Consider the following 22,467-nt stretch of genomic DNA (forward strand, 5'->3'; position numbering starts at 1 on the left):
CGGGCGATAACGTGACGATGGACGTGACGTTGATCCAGCCGGTGGCCATGGAAGAGGGGCTTCGGTTTGCAATCCGCGAAGGCGGTCGCACAGTCGGCGCCGGCGTGGTAACTGACATAATTGAATAATATCTACTTCGGTAGATAGCACAACTGCTTATGAGAATAGGTCTTGTGAAGGTCTATTCTCTTGGCATTTACGGGTGTAGCTCAACTGGCAGAGCAGCGGTCTCCAAAACCGAAGGTTGTGGGTTCAAGTCCTTCCACCCGTGCAGATATTGAACAAGTGATAAGTACATGGATAAGATTAAAGCATTTTTACTGGATGTCCGCAAAGAGATGAAGAAAGTCTCTTGGCCAGATCAGGATGAGCTGGTGGATTATACGATTGTTGTGGTTATCTTTACCATACTTCTGTCTGGATTCATTTTTGCGGTAGATCAAGTTTATAGCACTATATTAGAGGCCATTTATCAATGACACAAGAAGAACAGCATGATTGGTATGTAGTTCGTGTGTTTTCCAGTCACGAAAAGAAGGTTAAGCGATATTTAGATCGTGAAATCGAACTTCAGGGACTGGAAGATAAAATTAGCGAAGTTCTTATACCGACTGAAACGGTGATAGAAATTCGCTCAGGTAAGAAGCGTACGCGGGAGAAAAATTTCTTCCCGGGTTATATACTTTTAAAAACCTCTTATGATGAAGAAGTAAATAATCTTATTCAGGGTGCACCGTCAACTATTGGTTTTTTGAAGGCGGGAAAAAATCAGCATCGTCCAAAGCCATTGCGCAAGTCGGAAGTGGATAGGATACTAGGCCGAGTCCATGAGAGTGAAGAAGCCATGGAAGAGGGTGGAAAGATTGAAATACCCTATGATGAAGGCGATATTGTTAAGGTTATTGATGGACCGTTTAAAGATTTTGATGGAACCGTACAAGAAGTTAATGCAGAGAAACTGAAATTACGTGTTCTTGTAAGTATTTTTGGTCGAAAGACCCCGGTTGAAGTTGATGTGAACCAGGTAGAACCTGCAACTTGACCACTTAAATCACTGATGCAAAGTGAGCTATTACGCGGCAATAAACAGATAAGTATAAGCAGTAAATTCAAATGGCAAAAAAAGTAGATCAAGTACTTAAGCTCCAGATTCGTGGTGGGCAGGCTAATCCTGCGCCTCCTGTTGGACCTGCTCTAGGTCAGGCTGGAATTAATATTATGGAGTTTTGTAAGGCTTTTAATGCTGCTACACAGGAAGACGCCGGTACTATTATTCCGGTTGAAATTACAGTGTACCAGGATAAGTCTTTCACTTTCATAACTAAGACTCCACCTGCTGCTGTTCTGCTCAAGCAAGCTGCTGGGATTAAATCCGGTTCCGGAGAACCCAACCGTACAAAGGTTGGTCAGGTAACCTGGACCCAGTGCAAAGAAATAGCGGAACAGAAAATGCAGGATCTTAATGCTTTTGAGGTAGAAAACGCTGCTGAAATGATTGCAGGTACTGCCCGGAGTATGGGGCTTCGAGTGCTAAGAGATAAATAGGAAGTAAGATAAATTATGGCACAACGAGGAAAAAAGTATCAAAAGGCCGCAAAGCTCATCGATCCCGAGTTGGAATATACTCTGGAAGAAGCTTGTGATCTTGTGAAGAAAACCTCTACAGCTAATTTTGATGAATCCGTCGATCTGGATCTTCGTCTGGGAGTTGATCCCCGACATGCCGATCAGATGGTACGCGGTTCTGTATCGTTGCCTAATGGCACCGGTAAAGAAGTTCGCGTTTTGGCATTAGTAAACGAAGCCAAACAAGAGGAAGCTGAAGAGGCCGGAGCAGATCACGTAGGTCTGGAAGAGTATATCGAAAAAATTCAAGATGGATGGACTGACGTTGATGTGATCGTTGCCACCCCGGATGTTATGGGCAAGATCGGAAAACTGGGACCTGTTTTAGGTCCGCGTGGACTGATGCCTAATCCTAAGAGTGGTACCGTTACAACCGATGTTGCTGAGACTATCAAAGAGGTAAAAGCCGGCAAGATTGATTTTCGTGTGGATGACTACGGAATTCTGCACGCATCAATTGGAAAGGTTAGCTTTGATGCCAGTGAACTTCGGGAGAATGCAATGAAATATTTGCAGGAAGTCATGCGACTCAGACCCGCTTCTGCTAAAGGTTTATATATCAGAAGCGCGTATATGAGTTCCAGCATGGGACCAAGTATTCCATTAAGTCGTTCATCTATAATTTCTGTATAGAAGTTATAAAAACAGGGAACTGAACAATGCCAACATTAGCAGAAAAGAAAGCAGTTGTTGAACAAATAACAGAAGATCTTGAAAACGCCGGTGCTGTATATATCGCCGACTATTCAGGAATGTCTGTTGGAGAAGTCAACAATATGCGTGGAAAATTTTACGAAGGCGACATTAAGTATAAGGTATACAAAAATACGCTGATGAAGCGAGCCATGGACGAGGTGGGAGGATACGAAGATTTATATCCCCACTTGGTTGAACAAAATGGCTTTGCCTTTGTAGAAGAAGAGCTTGCTGCACCCGCAAAAGTGATAAAAAAATTAAACGAGGAAATAGAAAAGCCAAGGTTTAAGGCTGCAATCATCGATGGAGATTATTACGGTGAGGATGAGCTAAGTACCTTGGCGGCAATGAAGTCTAAGAGCGAAGTGATAGGTGATATCGTTGGGCTTCTGCTTGCACCTGTTTCCAATGTGGTAAGTGCACTCGAAGCTCCCGGCAGAAATATTGCCGGAGCCGTGGAAACCATCGCCGAAAAAGGCGAAGAATAATTACAAACTAACATTACGAATTTTCAATTCACAAAGATCAATCGGAGAAATAAAATGGCTGACGTTAAAGATTTAGCTGAACAATTAGTTAATTTAACAGTAAAAGAAGCAAACGAACTCGCTAACGTTCTTGAAGAAGAATACGACATTAAGCCTGCGGCTGCAACAGCAGTAGTAGCTGGTGGCGGCGACGAAGGCGGTGGCGGTGAAGAACAAACAGAATTTGATGTTATTCTGAATGGCCCCGGCGACAAGAAAATTGCCGTCATTAAAGAGGTTCGTAGTATTACGGGTCTCGGCCTTAAGGAAGCAAAAGAGCTTGTTGATAACGCACCTAATCCTATTAAGGAGGGTGTTGATAAAGCAGAAGCTGAAGACCTTAAGTCTAAGCTTGAAGAAGCAGGCGCTGAAGTTGAACTTAAATAATTAGGTTCAAATACTAACATTTTTGTCATTAGCCAATGCCGTATCACCGGTATTGGCTATTGGCGTCTATTTGCATGCTAAAAAATCCGCTTTATTTTTAAGTGTGGATAAAAGCGGCAAATTCGGCTCATCACCATCTTAATAAATTTTAAAGGAGAGGTTCCTTTGAGTACACAAAGCAAAATGGAAAAAGTTCCTTTCACTGATCGCTTAACATTTGCCAGTACTGAACATGTATTGGATTATCCTGATTTTCTGGATATCCAGTTAGAATCTTTTGGTGACTTTACCCAGTTGGATATCGCACCCGAAGATCGCCAGGTTCAGGGGCTACAAAAGATTTTTAAAGATAATTTTCCTATTCAGGATTCGCGGGAAACCCATATCCTTGAGTTTCTTCATTACAGCGTTGATACTCCGAAGTACAGCATGAAGGAGTGTCAGGAACGCGGGCTTTCTTATGCGGTTCCGCTAAAAGCAAAGCTGCGTCTTTCCGCTGTTGATGACGATGATGAAACAACGGAAACAATTGAGCAGGAGGTCTTTTTAGGAGATCTTCCCTGGATGACCGAAAAGGGGAGTTTTATTATCAATGGCGCTGAGCGCGTGATTGTAAGCCAGCTTCATCGGTCACCGGGTGCTTTTTTCGGTCAAAATGTACACCCTAACGGTACACAGCTATACAATGCACGGGTTATTCCGTTTAAAGGTTCCTGGATTGAGTTTTCTACAGATATCCGAGATGTACTTTGGGCTTATATTGATCGTAAAAAGAAAGTCCCATTTACAACACTGTTACGTGCTCTTGGCTACTCTACAGATGAGGAACTTTTTAACCTATTTGAGCTTTCTGAGAAAGTAGAAGTAGGCTCAAAAAAGAATTTCAATGAGAACCTGGTCGGAAAACGGCTGGCGGTTGATATCGTTGAAGAGAAAATGGAAGAAGTGGTAGATGATCAGACGGGCGAAGTTACAGAAGCCTTGAACAGGGAGGTTCTTCTGGAGATCGACCATGAACTTACTGAAGATGATTACGGACTGCTGAAAGAAGCGGATATGGATAAAGTACGTATCCAGAATATGGCACCAGAAGATTCTGAGCGTAATATTTTCATGAATACCCTGCGCAAGGATCCGACTCATGATGAAGAATCGGCTCTTGGTGAAATCTATAAGCAGATACGCACCGGTGAAATGCCAGATCCCGAAACCGCACGGCAGGTTCTCGAGCGGTTGTTTTTCAGCGATAAGAAGTATGATCTGGGTGAAGTAGGCCGCTATCGCTTGAATAAGCGTCTTAAGCTGGATGTGGATATGGATATCCGCTATCTGGTGAAAGAAGATATTGTGGCGATTATTAAAGAGGTGATTCGCCTGAAAAACATGAAGGCCCAGGTTGATGATATTGATCATCTGAGTAACCGGCGTGTGAGAACAATCGGTGAACAGCTTGGACAGCAATTTTCTATCGGTTTGGCCCGAATGTCCCGTACTATTAAAGAACGGATGAATTCCCGGGACGCTGAACAACTTACTCCGCAGGATCTCGTAAATGCACGGACGATCTCTTCGGTAATTAATACGTTCTTTGGTACGAACCAGCTGTCGCAGTTTATGGATCAGACCAACCCAATTGCGACTCTTACACACAAACGACGTATGTCTGCTCTCGGGCCTGGGGGACTGACACGTGAACGAGCCGGCTTTGAAGTTCGTGACGTTCACTATACGCACTACGGTAGACTGTGCCCTATTGAAACTCCTGAAGGTCCGAATATTGGATTGATCACCTCTTTATGTGTACATGCGAAGGTTAACGATTTTGGATTCCTTGAGACGCCATATCGGAAGATTAAGGAAGGGCAGGCAACTGAGGATATTGAATATCTCTCAGCTGAACAGGAAGATGAGACCATTATTGCTCAGGCAAATGCTGAATTGGGTGAAAATGGCATATTCAAAAATGATAATATCTTTTCTCGCTTCCGCGACGGAGAGGTAGGATTAGCCAGCCCCGATCAAGTTGAATATATGGATGTAGCTACCAACCAGTTAACTTCGGTTGCTGCTGCGCTTATTCCATTTATTGAACATAATGATGCTAACCGTGCCCTTATGGGTTCGAACATGCAGCGTCAGGCCGTGCCCTTGTTACGTCCTGAAGCTCCGGTAGTGGGCACGGGACTTGAACACCGTGCTGCTAAAGACTCGCGGGCTATTATTACTGCAGAAAAAGATGGCGAAGTAGTTTATGTAAGCTCTAAAGAGATCCATGTGAAGTATGATCGTACGGAGTTGGAACAAAACTGCTATTTTGATGATGGCATTAAGAAGTACGACCTGACAAAGTTTGAGCGTACCAATCAAAGTACCACTATCAATCAAAAGCCTATTGTTGAAGTAGGTGACAAGGTTGTAAAAGGCCAAACGCTGGCTGATGGCTGTGCTACCGATCAGGGTGAGCTTGCTCTTGGACGTAACCTGCTGGTAGGCTTTATGCCTTGGCGAGGATACAACTTTGAGGATGCCATTGTAGTAAGTGAACGGGTCGTTCAGGATGATCTGTATACTTCCATTCACATCGAGGAATTTGAACAGGAAGTGCGTGACACCAAACGTGGTGAAGAGGAACTTACACGTGAAATTCCGAATGTTAGCGAAGAGGCCACTAAGAACCTCGACGAACACGGAATTATCAGGACGGGTGCTAAAATAAAGCCAGGTGATATTCTGGTTGGAAAGATTACACCCAAAGGTGAAACAGATCCAACACCGGAAGAGAAACTTCTGCGTGCGATCTTTGGTGATAAAGCCGGTGACGTGAAAGATGCATCGCTGAAAGTGAAGCCGGGTGTCCATGGAACAGTTATTGATACCAAGCTCTTCAGTCGTAAGCGAGACGAACAGATTTCGCGAAAAGAGGAGAAGAAGCAGGTTGAACTGGAAAATGAGCGGCATGCCGAAAAGGTAGATGAGCTTAACAGCCAAATGGTGGATAATCTTTACAGCCTGTTAAGAGACAAGACGTCTCCCGGCGTGTACGATTTTAATGGTGTAGAGCTTATACCTAAAGGTGAGAAATATCGTAAGTCAGATTTTGAAGAGCTCGATCCCGTTAATATTAACGAAAATATTCAATGGGCTACCGATGATGAATTGGTAGAGCACGTACGATTACTTTTCAAGAACTACCGTGATCTGCGTAGAGAAATTGATACCGAAGCCAAGCGACGTAAGTATCAGATTCAGGTCGGAGATGATCTGCCACCGGGTATTATTCAAAAAGCCAAAGTTTATGTTGCTAAAAAACGTAAGCTGCAGGTAGGAGATAAAATGGCCGGCCGCCACGGTAATAAAGGTGTTATCGCAAAGGTAGTACCTGTAGAGGATATGCCTTTTATGAAAGACGGTACACCGGTTGATATTTGCTTGAATCCACTTGGAGTACCATCACGAATGAACCTTGGTCAGATTTATGAAACTATTCTTGGCTGGGCCGCTAAGAAGCTTGGCGTGAAGTTCGCTTCTCCTATTTTTGACGGAGCAACTGAAGACCAGGTTAAGCAGCAGCTCAGAGAAGCAGGTCTGCCTGAAGATGGTCGCGTTACGCTTTACGATGGACGCACAGGCGAGCCAATGGATCAGAAAACCACAGTCGGTTATATGTATATGTTGAAACTCAATCACTTGATTGAGGACAAAATGCATGCCCGGTCTATTGGACCTTATTCATTAATTACGCAACAACCACTGGGTGGTAAAGCTCAGTTTGGTGGTCAGCGTCTCGGTGAAATGGAGGTATGGGCTCTGTATGCTTATGGAGCTTCCAGTATCCTCAAAGAGATGCTTACTGTTAAAAGTGACGATGTGAAAGGTCGTTCCCGCATCTATGAAGCAATTGTCAAGGGCGAAAATCTGCCTGAAGGTAATGTACCTGAATCATTTAAGGTACTGCTGCGAGAAATGATGGGACTCGGTCTTGAGATTCACATCGATTAATTAGAACACAGAATTTGCACTGTTAAATAAAGTCAATCCGGAGGTACATCCTTGCCGACTACTAACACATTAACAGTTTCGAAAGACTTCGATACAATTGGTATTTCTCTTGCGTCGCCGGAGACTATTCTCTCCCGCTCGCATGGCGAAGTCTTAACGCCCGAAACAATCAACTATCGTACCTTTAAACCGGAAATGGACGGTCTTTTCTGCGAAAAGATTTTTGGTCCGGTTAAAGATTATGAATGCCACTGTGGCAAATATAAACGAATCCGCTACAAAGGGATTATCTGTGACCGTTGCGGTGTAGAGGTCACGCGAAAAGCCGTTCGTCGGGAACGCATGGGGCATATTTCCCTGACGGTACCGGTGGTTCATATATGGTACTTTAAGTCACTACCAAATAAACTTGCATACCTGCTTGGCTATTCGTCCAAGAATCTGGAAAAGATTGTCTATTATGAGACCTATGTGATCATGAATCCGGGTGTGGCCCGTGATCTTGGTTACAAAAAAGGCGATCTTATTTCTGAAGAGGAATACTACGACATTCAGGAACAACTCCCCGAGGATCAGTGGGAGATGGATGACGAAGATCCTGACAAGTTCCGTGCTAAAGAAGGAGCCGATGCCATTGAAGAGCTGCTTGCTACGCTCGATCTTGATGAATTGGCTTATCGCCTTCGTTATGAAGCACGTAATGAAACTTCCCAGATGCGGAAGAAGAAAAAACTGAAGCGTCTGCAGGTTATAGAATCATTCCGTGCCGCTAACCAGCATACCGAAAACCGTCCTGAATGGATGGTACAGCGTGTAATCCCGGTTATTCCACCGGAACTTCGTCCCCTTGTACCTTTGGAAGGAGGGCGATTTGCAACTTCCGATCTCAATGATCTGTATCGCCGGGTTATTATCCGAAATAATCGATTGAAGCGTCTGATCGATATTAAAGCGCCCGATGTGATCCTTCGCAACGAGAAGCGGATGCTGCAGGAGGCTGTTGATTCCCTTTACGATAATTCTCGTAAATCCAATGCCGTACGTAATAATAACCGTCCGCTGAAATCACTCAGTGACATGCTGAAGGGTAAGAGCGGTCGTTTTCGGCAGAATCTGTTGGGTAAACGGGTTGACTATTCCGGACGTTCGGTAATTGTAGCCGGACCTGAGTTAGGTCTTCATGAATGCGGTCTTCCGAAAGAAATGGCGGTAGAACTCTATAAGCCGTTTATTATTCGACGACTTATTGAGCGTGGTTATGTAAAGACAGTTAAATCGGCCAAAAAGGTTGTTGATCGTCGCGATCCGGAAGTTTGGGAGGTACTGGAGAATGTTATTGATGGACATCCGGTACTGCTTAATCGTGCACCGACCTTACACAGATTAGGGATACAGGCGTATCAGCCGGTACTTATTGAGGAAAAAGCGGTACGTTTGCATCCTCTTTCCTGTACCGCTTTTAACGCTGACTTTGACGGTGACCAGATGGCGGTACACTTGCCGCTGAGTCATGATGCCATCCTTGAAGCCTCGGTCTTGATGCTGGGCTCGCATAATATTTTGAGTCCCGCTAACGGTGGACCGATTGCGGTGCCTTCACAGGATATGGTTCTGGGTATTTATTACATGACGAAGATGGCCAGTGATAAAAAAGGAGAGGGTAAAACCTTTGCCAATACCAGTGAGGTTCTTGTAGCCTACGATCGGAATCGCCTGGATATGCATGCAAAAATCAATGTCCGCATTCCTAATCTAGATGAAAACGGAGAACAAGAAGGATATGAGATTATAAAAACTACTACCGGCCGTGTACTCTTTAATGAGATTCTGCCGGATGAAATGGGTTTCATTAATCGTACGCTTGGTAAGAAGGAACTGCGTAAGATTATTGGTGATATCCATTATAAGGTGGGAACTTCCCGAACGGTTGAATTCCTTGATAATATGAAGGAGATGGGCTTCGAGCAGGCTACTGTCGGAGGTATTTCCTTTAGTCTGGAAGATATTGTTATTCCGGATGAAAAGGATGAGCTCATCCAGAATACCAAGGATGAAGTAGAAGATATTACCGGCCGCTATGAGATGGGTTTCATTACCGATAATGAACGCTATAACCAGGTTATTGACAAGTGGACAAGTACTACAAACCGCGTGTCTGAATCCCTGTTTACTGCGTTGACGGAAGATCGGCAGGGTTTTAATCCCGTCTATATGATGGCCGACTCTGGTGCTCGTGGATCGAAAGAACAGATTCGACAGTTGGGCGGTATGCGTGGATTGATGGCGAAGCCGCAGAAAAGTTCACAGCAGGAAGGTAATGAAGTTATTGAGAATCCAATTCTCTCATCCTTTAAAGAGGGACTTACGGTTCTTGAATACTTTATTTCAACACACGGTGCTCGTAAAGGTCTTGCTGATACGGCGCTTAAAACGGCTGATGCGGGTTACCTGACTCGTCGTCTTGTTGACGTATCGCAAGACATTATTATCAATGAGCAAGATTGTGGTACGCTTCGCGGTATTAAGATGAAGGCACTTAAGGATAACGAAGATGTTATCGAAAGTCTTGAAGATCGTATTCTGGGCCGCGTTTCTCTGCACGATATCTATGATCCCCTGACAGATGAATTGATCTGTGAAGCGAATCAAATGATTGATGAAGGCGTAGCCCAAAGTATTGCTGAGACCTCCATTGAAGAGGTTGAGATTCGATCAGTACTTACATGCGAAACCGAGCGTGGTGTATGTTCTAAATGCTACGGTCGCGATCTTTCCAGGGGAACTATGGTACAGGTTGGTGAGGCAGTAGGTGTTATTGCTGCTCAATCAATTGGTGAACCTGGTACCCAGCTTACTCTCCGAACGTTCCACGTTGGTGGTACGGCTTCTCGAATGGAGTCAGAATCACAACACAAAGCGAAGTTTGGCGGTAAGATTGAGTTTGAGAATATCCGAGTAGTTGAATACGATGACGGAGAAGAAATACATGATGTAGTTCTTAGTCGGGCCGGAGAAATAAAAATCGTAGACGAAGAAGGTAAGGTACTGACAACCTATAATATTCCGTACGGTTCAGAACTCTTGGTTGAAGAGGGGGATGAAATTCCGAAGGGAGTTCCCATCTGTAGCTGGGATCCGTATAATGCAAATATTTATGCGGAAATTGATGGTAAAGTTGAGTACAAAGATATTCTGGAAGACATTACATTTTCCGAAGAAACAGATGCTCAGACCGGTCACCGCGAAAAAGTGGTGATAGATTCCAAAGATCGCTCACTCGTACCCACGCTTTTGGTTAAAGGGAAAGACGATCGTATCCGTGAGAAAACCTTGCCTGTCGATACGCATATTGTTGTTGAAGACGGCGAGGAGGTATCAGCAGGACAGGTACTTGCGAAGATTCCACGATCAACGGGTCAATCCAAGGATATTACGGCCGGTTTGCCGCGTGTTACGGAGCTGTTTGAGGCTCGTTCACCGAGTGATCCTGCTGCAGTATCTGAGATTGACGGTATCGTTCGCATGGGCGGACGAAAGCGTGGTAAGCAGGAAGTGATTGTCGAAAGTAAGGACGGCAAGACAGAAAAAACGTATCTCATTTCACTCTCCAAGCATATCCTTGTTCAGGAGAATGATTATGTAGAGGCCGGACAACAACTTTCTGACGGTACGATTCCTGCAGAAGAAATTCTGAATATTCTCGGTCCTTATGCCGTACAGTCATACCTTGTGAATGAAATTCAGGAGGTCTACCGACTGCAGGGTGTACAGATTAATGATAAGCACATTGAAACTATTGTGCGGACCATGATGCAGAAGGTAGAGGTTACCGATTCTGGTGATACCATGTTCCTTGAAGGGGATAAAGTGGATCGGTTCGAGCTTAACCGCAAGAACGATGAGCTTATTGGTAAATACGTAGTTACCGATGTCGGAGGTAGTGACCTTAAGCAAGGCACTATTTTAGATCGCCGTGAAGTTCGTGAAATTAATAACGAGCTTATTAAGGACGGTGAGGAAGAACTTGAAACCAGAGAGGCAGAACCTGCAATTTCCAAGCCCATTCTGCTTGGTATTACACGGGCTGCTCTTTCTACTGAAAGCTGGTTATCGGCCGCTTCCTTCCAGGAGACTACTAAGGTCTTAACACAAGCTTCTATAGAGGCTAAGAAAGATGAACTGCTTGGTCTTAAGGAGAATGTAATTGTTGGACATAAAGTACCTGCTGGAACCGGCCTGCGAAAATACGACGATCTTATTGTCGGTAAGAAGGCCGAGCTTGATGAAGATGAGCAAGAAGTTGCGAAAGTGTTTGATCAGCTCAGTGGAGCTGGCGAACCCGATGGTGCACAAGAAGTACCCGAAGCAACAGCTGAAACAGCGGAAGCAGAAGAAGATGATTCCTAGTCCGCAATAATATACTTTAACAAAAAAAGCGCCTGATTTTATAATCAGGCGCTTTTTTATTTGTAATTAGTTTCTAACAAAAGACCATCTTCTATGAAATTGAGCTATTTGGATTTTTATTCCGGGGCTTTTAAAAGCCTGTCTACTCATAAGAAACTGGAAGAGATTATAATTATTGGCTTTATATAGTATATTTCCCACAAAAAAAGGTCTCCCTGCAGATAAGGAGACCTCTTGGAAAAAAGAAAGCGATGCCCAAATAGTTGAATGCTATTCGGATTCTTTTACATTTTCTTTCGCTTTTTCAATAGAACCCAACAAGTCTTCTGCTTCGTTGATTAAATCTTCAGCCCTCTTTCGAGCGTCTTCAACAACTAAGTCTCCTTTTCTTTTCGCTTCAGAGATCGATTCCTTTTCGTCAGACAGCTTATCAATAAGATGGGTTAATTCATCCATATAAGAACTTAGTCTGTAAGAAAGAACATCACGGGTATTACTACCTTTGTCAGGAGCATATAGAAGTGCGATGACCGAACCTACCAAGGCACCGGATAACAAACCAAGGGTAAAATCTTTTGACTTACTCATAATATTATAACCTCTTAAACTGTAGCTTCTTTGTTCAAATACATTACTGTTAATAACGATTATTATGTTGCTTTAATATGCAATTTACTGAACTTATTTAAAAGTGCTTGCAAGAATTAATATTTACTCTTTATGTTGGCGAATTGCTTCTCGTCTTTCTTTTTTATTCCCCATTATAAAGGCGGGAATCACATAGAGCGTTAGGATAGAACCGAAAAGGAGCCCCCCAATGACAGCACGAGCAAGGGGTGCCCAGATCTCAGCTCCGGTGCCGATTCCCAGGGAAAGTGGAATCATCGAGCAAATAGTTGTGATAGCCGTTAAAAGAATAGGTCTGAGTCGTCTTTTACAGGCTTCAATGGCATTGTTGAGTAAAGAATCTGAATGTGCGTTATGTTTGGTATAGAGATGCATATAGTCGACCAGTACAATGCCATTATTAACGATAATGCCGACAAGCATAAACATTCCTATAAAGGCGGTCGCACTCAATGGTGTTCCTATCATCCAAAGTCCAAATAAGGCCCCAAAGAATGCGAGGGGTATGCTGAACCAGATTACAAAAGGATCAACGAAATTTTCAAACAGTGATGCCATAATCATATAGGTCAACAATACTGCAAAGAGCAGAGCCCATATAATCTCATTGCTTCCTTCATCGGACTCTTGAAGGGATCCGGTAAATTCATAGCGATAGCCTTCTGGAAGTACTACCTGCTCCTGTATTATACTGATAATTTCCTCACGAAATTCATTGGGATTTCCATCAACCTCAATATTTACATCCAGTACAGTTTCGCGGTTACGGCGAGAAATTTGATCAACCCCTTCTACGCTTTCAAAGATACCCAGAGCGGCCACGGGCAACCGCTGGTCTTCTATTTGTAATAACTGGAGGTCCAGGAGTTGTGCCCGGCTGGTGAGATCATTTTTAGAGGTCCGTACATCTATGGGAATTTCTCGTCCTTGCTGACGCAAAAAGCCTACCCGCGTACCTTGTACCTGTGTTTTTAGCGAACTCGCAACGTCATTGAGAGAACTACCCATTCTGCTTATTCGCTGTCGATTAACCCGGTAATGTAATTCGGGAGTAGGATCGGACTGTCCGTTATCTACGGATATTACGTTGGGATCTGTAAGGAGTGTACGTTCTATTTTGTCAGAAATTGCTTTCAGGACTTCTATTTCTGGTCCAACGAGGCTAAGGGTTATGCCGCCCCCGCCAAAGCCTCCAAATCCACCGCCACCACCGCTTATGTTGACATCTACTCCCGGGGACTGTAATTCCTGACGCAGTTGTGCGGAAAAACTGTTGGTAGTAATATCTCTATCTTCTTCATCGACGAGGGTAATGGTCATTTGCCCCACATTGGTTCGGGTTGTGAAGCCTCTCTGGCCCATCTGAGTAACCACGGTTTCAACTACGTCTTTTTGCTGGAGTTGGTCACTAAAGCCCCGCAAGACCTCAGCTGTTTTTACAAGCTTTGTTCCCGAAGGTAACTCTATATTGACGGATACACTTCCCGAATCGGATTGCGGAAAGAACTCAAATCTTAAATTGTTATATAGCAGATATGTGCATCCCAAGATAGCGAGGGCAGTAATAACAGCGGTCCATTTTCGGAACATGACCCACCGTAGAGTACGGGCATACCACTGTTCCAGTTTACCCATACTTGCAGAAGTATCTGCTTGCGAGTTGAATTGGTCGCTGTTTAAGAATAGGAGGGCAAGAACGGGAACTAATATAATTGAAGATATGAAGGATATCCCGATTGCAATACTAATAGTAATGGCAAACTCTACAAAAAGTTGAGCCTGAATACCGGATAAGCCAATAATGGGAACAAAAACTCCGAGTGTAGTTAGCGTCGCTCCCAAGAGCGCCCCCACCACTTCATTAGTGCCTTCGAGAATAGCCTGCATTTTGTCTGTATGCTCTTCCAACTTACGGGCAATACTTTCAGAGACGACAATAGCATTATCTACCAACAGACCAATGGCCAGAGCCAGGGCAGTAATAGTTAAAATATTCAGAGAAAGCCCAGCGGCGTACATCGCACCGAAACTCGCAGTAATGGATACCGGTATGGTAGCTGCAACAACCAGTGAGATTCGCCATCCACCCATAAAAAGCAGCAGAACGACAATAACAACAAGGAGCGCGGCGAGTGCCGATTGTGTGAGGTTTGATATCGAATTTTCAATATTTTCTCCATCATCGGTCAAAACCTGCAGGCTAACATCAGGTGGAAGATTGTTATTGATGTTTGATAGCTGATCTTTGACAGCGTTTACAACATCCAGGGTATTGGCATCAGATTTCTTTTGAACTTCCAAAGAAACACTGTTTTTTCCATTGATTTCCACAAGCGTTGTAATTTCAGCAAAGCTGTCTTCAACCTCGGCTATGTCCTTAATGCGAACGGGTACTCCTTCTTCGGTAACCGTTACAATCGTTTGTCTTATTTGTTCTACATTTGAATACATAGAGGTGGCACGTAGGCTAAAACTGTTTTGACCATTTTGTATATCGCCAATAGGGACCTGAACATTATTGGACCGCAAAGCAGACTCGATATCAGAAGGGATAAGGCGATGCTGTGCCAGTGACATGGGGGATACATTGATAAATATTTTACGCTCAAGACCTCCACGAGTGTCTGCCGAGGCCACTCCCTTTAATCGCTCAATACGAGGTTCTATAAATTCTACGCCTAGACGCCGCAGCTCATCCAGTCCGGTATGATCAGAATCCAAACTCAATCGCATGACAGGGAAATTATCCGGATCGAACTGGAATATTACTGGCTCTGCGGCTTCTTCGGGCAGTTCATTGCGAATACGTGATAATTCTTCTCGTACTTTTAGTTCTGTATGGCGAATATTTACGCCTGCCTTAAGTCGCAGGATAATAAAAGCACTTCCCTTGCTTATGTTGGATTCCAGCGTTTCGATACCCTCAACCGCCGAAATTGCCCCTTCAATAGGCTCAACAATAAGGGTTTGCATATCTTCAGGAGCTACATTGCTGTAGCTGGTAGAGATTGCAAGTATCGGGATGTTCAATGAAGGAGTGAGCGTCACCTTCAAGTTGGATAGCGAAAATACACCAAACCCAATAATAACCAGGGTAACCATGATTACGCTGATCGGTCGTTTTAAGACGCTGCCGGCTAAAGTAAATTTCTTCATAGCGTTGTCATTATTTCAATTCCGATTGCAGCAAAGGATCTTCTTTATGGACTGAATCGAATCCGAAGTTCTCTACCATGATGTTAATAAGTTGATAGAGGCAGGGAACAACAAAAAGCATCAGGAACGTAGACATGGCCAGTCCGCCGATAACCGTTCGGGCCATAGGACTCCATGTTTCGGAACCTGAGCCTAGCTCCAAGGCAAGAGGGACCATTGACAAGATCGTTGTAAAAGCTGTCATGAGTATTGGTCGGAGGCGTCGTACAGCCCCTTTGATTATAGCTTCGTTACGCTCCATTTTACGGGCCTGTAGGATTTTAATATAGTCGATCATAACAATACCATTATTAACAACAATACCCGACAAGAGTATCAGTCCCACCATAGACGTAACGCTGATAGAAGTGCCCGTTATCCATAGCATCAACAAAACACCAGTTAGGGCCAGTGGGATGGTGAGAATAATAATAAACGGCTCTACCAAGCTTTCAAATTGTGAGGCCATGACCATGTAGGTAAGAATACCGGCGATGATAAAAGCAATCATTAAATAATTAAATGATGCTTGTTGGTCTTCGGCCGTACCTGAAATTTCATATCGATATCCGTCCGGCCAGTTAATTGTATCAAGTTGCTGACGTACTTGAGAACTAGCTTCTTTTAAATCCAGGTCAGCCAGATCAGCGGTTATTTCAGTAATGCGTTCCTGGTTAATTCTAATGATATTAGTTGGACCGCTATAACGTTCTATGCGGGCCAGGTTTGCAAGCGGTACCCATTCTCCGCCGGGTGTTTCTACCTGTAGGTTTCTAAGATCATCAATACTAGTCTTATCAGATTCTTGAAGTTGGACCATAACTTCAAATTCTACTCCCTGATCTACATAAGTAGTTGCTAAATTGCCCTTAACAGCATTTCCAAGGGCCGAAGCTACCTGAGAAGTGTTCATATCCAGTCGTGAAATACGCTCCCTGTCCATTGTAATTTGTAGCTCTGGACGTCCTTCTTCTGCGGCACTATACACATTGGCTATGCCGTCGATATCCTGTAATCTACTTTTTGCAACATTTGCCAGTTCTTCTCTTTGTTCAGGTTCATATCCGAATATTTGTACGATAAGTCCGCTTTCTCCTTCCGGACTTAAAGGGTCTTCCTGAACTTCTTTGATATCTGTTCCGGGCACTTGGGTAAGTTCTTGAAGCAGGGAAGCGACAATAACCCTCTCGGACCGGGAGCGTTCACTTTGCGGAACTAATTCTACACGAACCCTTCCGTTGTATCCACCGGGATTGTCGGCACCCTCAATGCCTTCTTTATCTCCAAAATCGGATACCACAAGCCGCGTCTCCGGTACTTCTTTGTTGATGATTTGCTCAATCCGGGAGACTGAACGTTCCAGCTCAATTAAGCTTACGCCCGGTTCCCTTTGAACATTCAGGATAAACGTATTGTCATCAACTTCAGGAAAAAATTCTCCGCCAAGAAAACCGAATATTGGCAATGTCAGCAGGAACAGCAGTACTGCTGAGGTTACAACGGTACCGCTATGATTTAAAAGTGTTGTTAATCGTTGTCGGTATGCGGATTCCATACGGTCAAGCGCTCTGTCGATAAATGGGCCTACTTTTTTATTGAAGAACAATCCGATCTTCTTGCCTACATACTTGAATCCCCAAATAATCGGATAAATAATTGCTCCTACCAAAAGTAATGGTGAAGCTAATATTCGTTTAAAGATATTTCCCCGGCTCCAGTCTAGCAGTTGCTTAAGATAGGAATCTTTGGCACTATCGGATTCTGTGGAATCCAATAATTGAGAACTCATCATGGGAATGAGACTGAGCGCAACAATGGAGGATACCGAAAGCGCAAAAGAGATAGTGAGGGCCAAATCACGGAAGAGGAATCCGGCGATACCTGGAACAAACAGGATGGGAATGAAGACTACAAGCGTAGTCAGTGTAGATATGACGACAGGTACCGCTACTTCCTGTGCTCCCCAAACTGAGGCCTCATCTCTATCGTGCCCCTCTTCTTTAAAGCGAAATATATTTTCCAGCACAACTACGGCATCATCCACTACCATTCCCACAGCTAGTGTAAGGCCTGAGAGTGAAATGATATTCAGGCTCAGGTCTGCCCAATCCATAATGCTGAATGTAGATATGATGGAAACGGGTATGGAAATGGCTATGATGAGAGCCGATCGCCCACTACGAAGGAAAGCCAGCAGAATAAGGACTACCAATATGACGGCTTGCAGACCTGTCCATAGTAAGTTATCGATGGATGTTTCAATAAAGTTTGCTTTATTAGTGAGCACGTCAATGGAAACGTCGTCGGGGAGGATACGATTTAAGTTGTCAATATTATCGACTACGGAATTGGCGGTCGTAACCACATTGGCATCGCTTTGGCGATAAATATTCAGGATGACTCCCTGTTCACCATTTACGTGCACATTGCCGATGGGCTGTGCAACACCGTCTTCTACCGTGGCCACATCCCTAAGCATGAGAGGTTCGCCCTCGCGAACGGTAATTATAGTATTCCGTATTTGTTCTACATTTTTGAATTCACCGATCGTACGAAGGGAATAAATGGTACGTCCCTCAATAAGTTCACCGGCGGGGACCTGTATGTTTTCTTGCTGCAGCTTATTTGCAATGGTTGAAATGCTGAGATTGTAGGCCCGCATCTGTTCATTGCTGATATCGATATTGATTTGCCGTTCATAACCTCCGGAGGTCTCGCTGGATGCCACGCCGGGAATACGTTCCAAGTGTTGTTCGAGATCTTGTTCGGCAATGGTTCGGAGTTCTCGGGGACTCCGTATGTCGGAAGTCAGCGTGAGGACTATGATAGGTTCTTGGTTCGGGTCGTATGAAAAGACGATAGGTTGTTCGGCATCGTCAGGGATCGTTCGACGTACGAAATCAAGTTCCTTCCGCACATCCGATTCTGCATTATATAAATTGGTTCCCCAGTCAAAATCCAGCTTAACAATCGAAGTTCCTTGGTTAGACATCGACCGCACCTCTCTAACTCCACTGATACTTCCTACCGCTTCCTCTATGGGGCGTGTAACAAGCGTTTCCATATCTCCCGGCGCCACTCCTTCATATGTGGTATAAACGGTTATGGTTGGAAATGATACGTCAGGATAGAGGTTAAGTCTGAGATTGGAGAGTCCGAAAAGCCCGAATCCAATGACGATCAGGCTCACCATGAAAAAAGTGACCGGACGCTCAACCGCTTTTTTAGCAAGTGCTTTCATAAAATGTAAGTCCTTTTAGGATGAGCTTTTATTCGTCAGATTCAGGGTTTGTTGACTGCTTTATACTATCTGAGGCTGCATTTTCAATCGGGATTTGTGAAGGTTCATTGAAATCCTGCTGATTGGCAATTCGAACTTTGGTACTGTCTCCAAGCGATTGCTGGCCCGTTATAACCACCTCATCCCCGGCTTCAATACCTTCTAATATTTCTATCTGATCTCCTTGTTCAATGCCAAGCTTCAATTCACGTTGAAGCGCGAGGGAATCTCCTTCCACTACGAAGGCAGAATAGGAACGCCGCAGCTGTATGGAATTTGATTCGGGCTCTATGAATGTCTGCACATTCTCCACCAGCGTTGAGCGGGGAATTACTATGGCATTTTCATGGGTTTCAATACTAATTGTTGATTCTACCAAAACACCTTGAGCAATTAAAGGATTTTTTTCGGTTAAACTGATAACCACTTCTCCCAATCCGGTTGTTGGATCCAGACGAGGGCTTATTCGGCTGACGCGTCCTCGTCCACTAATATCAGAATCATTTGAAAGTCGGAAATTAACTTCTTGTCCTACCTTTACTTTACGCCATTCTTCTACAGGCAGAAAGATGCGTGTCTGATAGCCGGTGAGGTTGGCAACCTCAAAGGCTGTCTGGCCCGTTGTGGCTACATCACCCACAGAGACTTCCTTGCTAAGAACGACGCCATATACTGGTGAAGTGACTTCTGTATTTTCCAAATCCTCACGGCTTTGGGTCAGGTTAGCCCGGGAAGATTCATACTGAGCCTTGCTATTTTGGAAGGTTGCCTGTGCATCATCAAATTCTGATGAACTGATGAGCTCCTGCTCGTACAGTTTTTTCTGCCGGTTAAACTGCAGGCTGTCTCTGACATAAGCAGACCGGCTCTGTTCTAATTGAGATTTCGCTTGCTCAAATTGATCGCGAAAGGGGGCATCATATATTTTGGCCATGACATCTCCTTGCTGCACAGTATCTCCCAAATCAACATAAATATGGGTTATCCTGTTGGAAACTTGCGGAGTAATATTCACAATTTCTTCTGCCCTGATATTTCCGAACGATTTAATTTGGTCAGAAATACTTTTCGTTTCAGCAGTAACTGTTTCCACACTGGTTCGCTGTTGTTGTCCCGGGTTGTTAAAATTAGCCGGAGGTCCATTACTACCACTACATGCTTGTAGAATAATCAGGGAAATAACGGCAAAATAATAGGGTAACTTCTTCACGAGTATAATTTTTTTGGGTATTGTCAATGTCTGCAACAATGGCCTTACGTAAGTAACTGAAAAATGATTCAGGATAATAGAGGCTAAATCCTTCATTATTGGTTTTTTAAACCTTTTAACAATTGCAGGGTCATGGTTGTTTTAATTCAAGGTATAAGTCTTGCAATAATTAATTAAGAGACAATTAAGAAAGAGAAACTTTTTTTATATCTTACTTGCAGATCCTCAAAGACCAACTGTAACATATATAATACCGACTTATGAAATTTTTTATTGACACCGCTGATCTGGATGAAATTCAGGAAGCACATGATTTAGGAGTACTTGATGGAGTGACTACCAATCCCAGCCTATGTGCTAAGATTGGAGTAGCTGACTTTGAAGGTCATATTGCAAAAATTTGTAATATGATTGAAGGCGATGTTTCTGCAGAAGTTGTTTCTACTGAGTACGATGAAATTGTGGAAGAAGCCCGCCACTTAGCCGCAATAGCAGAAAATGTTGTAGTGAAGGTACCGCTGATTAAAGATGGAATAAAGGCCATTCGAACCCTTTCGGATGAAGGCATTCGTACTAATTGTACGCTTTGTTTTTCTGCAACTCAGGCTCTTTTGGCAGCAAAAGCAGGAGCCACTTATATTTCGCCTTTCATCGGGCGCCTGGATGATATTTCCGAAGACGGCATGCAACTGATTGAAGATGTGGTAACCATTTATGACAATTATGGTTATGAAACCGAAGTACTTGCTGCCAGTATTCGTCATCCGATGCATGTCTTGGAATCTGCACGATTGGGTGCGGATGTAGCAACAATGCCATTGAGCGTTATTGACCAATTGTTACATCATCCATTAACTGATAGTGGGCTTGAGCGTTTTCTGGCTGACTGGGATTCCCTGCAGAAAGAACTCGCGGAATAAGTGGAATAACTGGATTCTATTTCCGATTTATTATGAATGCCGTCACTACCTGTGGCGGCATTTTGTATTTTTGATCAGCTGCAAATGAGCTTTTCAGCAATTTTCGCCGAAGAAAGCACCCCGGGAATACCCGCTCCGGGATGGGTTCCTGCCCCTACAAAAAAGAGATTGTCTATATCTTCTGCTTTATTATGTGGTCTGAACCAAGCCGATTGCGTTAAAATAGGTTCAATTGAAAAAGCTGATCCTTTATAACTATTGAGAGTATTTTGGAAGTGCAGTGGATCTATATGATGTTCAACGACAATATTTTCCTGGAGATCGGGAAGATAGTTTTCTTCCAGGAAATTCATGATTGCATCCCGGTAGAGTGGGGCTTGAGTGTTCCAGTCGATATCGCCGTCCAAGTGTGGTACCGGAGAAAGTACGTAAAAACTTTCACACCCTTCTGGTGCCAATGAGGGATCTGTTTTAGTGGGCATATGAAGATAGAGGGAGAAATCTTCTGCGAGTTCTTTATTATGGAATATATCTTGAAGGAGCTCTTCATATCGCTCTCCCAAAATAATATTGTGATGTTCTAGCTTGGAGTCCAAGTACCGTTTTTTGGTTCCAAAATAGATTACAAAAAGAGACATGCTATACCGCATCCGATCGAGTTTCCGGTTGCTGTAGGTGGGTCTTTCCTCCTTCGGAATCATATGGCGGTAGGTAAATGCCACATCTGCATTGGAAACGATTTTATCAGCCCGATAGCGTGCTCCATTTTTTAGCCGAACTCCTGAGGCTTTGCCGTTTTGAATAAGAATTTTATCAACTTCCGCCTCCAAGTGAATTTTGCCTCCCTGCTCTTCGATCAGCTGCGTAAAGGCTTCAATAATAGCCCCGGTGCCTCCCATAGCGTAATGTACTCCCCATTCACGCTCGAGATAATGTATCATCGCGTAGATAGAGGTGGTATCAAAGGGATTGCCCCCAACTAGCAGTGGATGGAAGGAAAAAACACGTCGCAGAAAATCATTTTCAATGAATTTTGAGATATAGTTATAGACCGATCGATGGGATTGCAAGCGTATAAGATCAGGAATAACTTTAATCATATCCCATAAACTCAGGAACGGCTGGTCAGCCAGCTCAACAAAACCTTTTTGAAAGATAGCTTTTGTTGATTTGATAAAATCAGTATATCCCTGTTTGTCATTGGGGTTCCACCGCTCTATTTCGCTCAGTACGAATTCATGATTCCCGTTATAGTCAAATTTGTCGCCATCAGCATTAAAAATTCGATAAAAGGGATCACAGGGAGTAAAGGAGATATAGTTTTCGCGTTTCCTGCCTGCCTTGTCAAAGATTTCATCAAAAAGAAAAGGAGCTGTGATAACAGTGGGACCTCCGTCAAAGGTAAACCCATTTTTTTCATAGACATACGCACGCCCCCCGGCTTTGTCTCGTTTTTCAAATATTTCTACGGAATACCCTTCCGAAAGTAGTCGAGAGGCAGTAGCAAGCCCCCCAAATCCACTTCCGATGATAATAATATGTTCGCTCATTAATATAGTCCGAAAATTGTTGGAAAGTCCCTTAAACTATAAA

At 43.8% G+C, this 22,467-nt stretch carries 15 protein-coding genes and 1 tRNA gene; 11 read left to right on the forward strand and 5 right to left on the reverse strand.

Annotation, left to right across the window (positions count from 1 at the left end; all coding sequences use genetic code 11):
• The 10 genes from ABEB05_RS13560 to rpoC form a co-directional block, all read left to right on the forward strand.
• On the forward strand, positions 1–128 hold a 128-nt coding region (locus tag ABEB05_RS13560), incomplete at its 5' end, for an EF-Tu C-terminal domain-related protein (protein ID WP_486322322.1).
• Positions 129–198: 70 nt separating this feature from the next.
• A tRNA-Trp gene (locus tag ABEB05_RS13565) sits at positions 199–271 on the forward strand.
• A gap of 25 nt (positions 272–296) precedes the next feature.
• Positions 297–479 carry a preprotein translocase subunit SecE gene (secE, locus tag ABEB05_RS13570; protein ID WP_265791427.1) on the forward strand — a complete coding sequence of 61 codons (183 nt, stop codon included), beginning with the start codon at positions 297–299 and terminating at the stop codon, positions 477–479.
• Entirely contained in the window at positions 476–1,042 is a 567-nt protein-coding gene (gene nusG, locus ABEB05_RS13575) for a transcription termination/antitermination protein NusG (RefSeq protein WP_265791425.1), read from the forward strand. Before secE ends, nusG begins: the two co-directional genes overlap by 4 nt.
• A gap of 71 nt (positions 1,043–1,113) precedes the next feature.
• A complete protein-coding gene (gene rplK, locus ABEB05_RS13580; protein WP_073066592.1) occupies positions 1,114–1,545 on the forward strand; it encodes a 50S ribosomal protein L11 in 432 nt (143 codons plus the stop codon).
• A gap of 15 nt (positions 1,546–1,560) precedes the next feature.
• Complete coding sequence (rplA, locus tag ABEB05_RS13585; RefSeq protein WP_265791421.1) at positions 1,561–2,259, forward strand: 50S ribosomal protein L1; 699 nt, start codon at positions 1,561–1,563, stop codon at positions 2,257–2,259.
• Between the two features lie 26 nt (positions 2,260–2,285).
• Complete coding sequence (rplJ, locus tag ABEB05_RS13590) at positions 2,286–2,810, forward strand: 50S ribosomal protein L10 (RefSeq protein WP_265791419.1); 525 nt, start codon at positions 2,286–2,288, stop codon at positions 2,808–2,810.
• A gap of 54 nt (positions 2,811–2,864) precedes the next feature.
• On the forward strand, positions 2,865–3,236 hold the full coding sequence (rplL, locus tag ABEB05_RS13595) for a 50S ribosomal protein L7/L12 (RefSeq protein WP_265791417.1): 372 nt from the start codon (positions 2,865–2,867) through the stop codon (positions 3,234–3,236).
• Positions 3,237–3,419: 183 nt separating this feature from the next.
• On the forward strand, positions 3,420–7,235 hold the full coding sequence (rpoB, locus tag ABEB05_RS13600) for a DNA-directed RNA polymerase subunit beta (RefSeq protein ID WP_345694305.1): 3,816 nt from the start codon (positions 3,420–3,422) through the stop codon (positions 7,233–7,235).
• A 51-nt stretch (positions 7,236–7,286) separates the two neighbouring features.
• Complete coding sequence (gene rpoC, locus ABEB05_RS13605) at positions 7,287–11,642, forward strand: DNA-directed RNA polymerase subunit beta' (RefSeq protein ID WP_265791413.1); 4,356 nt, start codon at positions 7,287–7,289, stop codon at positions 11,640–11,642.
• Positions 11,643–11,912: 270 nt separating this feature from the next.
• On the opposite strand, the gene ABEB05_RS13610 is transcribed toward rpoC, so the two are convergent.
• The 4 genes from ABEB05_RS13610 to ABEB05_RS13625 form a co-directional block, all read right to left on the reverse strand.
• Positions 11,913–12,230, reverse strand: coding sequence for a YtxH domain-containing protein (locus ABEB05_RS13610; protein WP_265791411.1), 318 nt, complete (start codon positions 12,228–12,230; stop codon positions 11,913–11,915).
• Positions 12,231–12,353: 123 nt separating this feature from the next.
• Positions 12,354–15,425 (reverse strand): efflux RND transporter permease subunit, encoded by a 3,072-nt coding sequence (locus ABEB05_RS13615; RefSeq protein WP_265791410.1) that lies wholly within the window; start codon positions 15,423–15,425, stop codon positions 12,354–12,356.
• A gap of 10 nt (positions 15,426–15,435) precedes the next feature.
• Positions 15,436–18,705, reverse strand: a complete 3,270-nt coding sequence (locus tag ABEB05_RS13620; protein WP_265791408.1) for an efflux RND transporter permease subunit — start codon at positions 18,703–18,705, stop codon at positions 15,436–15,438.
• 28 nt (positions 18,706–18,733) lie between these two features.
• On the reverse strand, positions 18,734–19,954 hold the full coding sequence (locus ABEB05_RS13625) for an efflux RND transporter periplasmic adaptor subunit (protein ID WP_265791406.1): 1,221 nt from the start codon (positions 19,952–19,954) through the stop codon (positions 18,734–18,736).
• A 260-nt stretch (positions 19,955–20,214) separates the two neighbouring features.
• Here ABEB05_RS13625 and fsa point away from each other — a divergent pair, with 260 nt between their 5' ends.
• Entirely contained in the window at positions 20,215–20,874 is a 660-nt protein-coding gene (gene fsa / locus ABEB05_RS13630; RefSeq protein ID WP_265791404.1) for a fructose-6-phosphate aldolase, read from the forward strand.
• A gap of 74 nt (positions 20,875–20,948) precedes the next feature.
• On the opposite strand, the gene ABEB05_RS13635 is transcribed toward fsa, so the two are convergent.
• Complete coding sequence (locus tag ABEB05_RS13635; protein WP_265791402.1) at positions 20,949–22,424, reverse strand: phytoene desaturase; 1,476 nt, start codon at positions 22,422–22,424, stop codon at positions 20,949–20,951.
• Between the last annotated feature and the right edge of the window lie 43 nt (positions 22,425–22,467).

Origin of the sequence: Fodinibius salicampi (genome assembly GCF_039545095.1) — a bacterium.
GTDB lineage: Bacteria > Bacteroidota > Rhodothermia > Balneolales > Balneolaceae > Fodinibius > Fodinibius salicampi.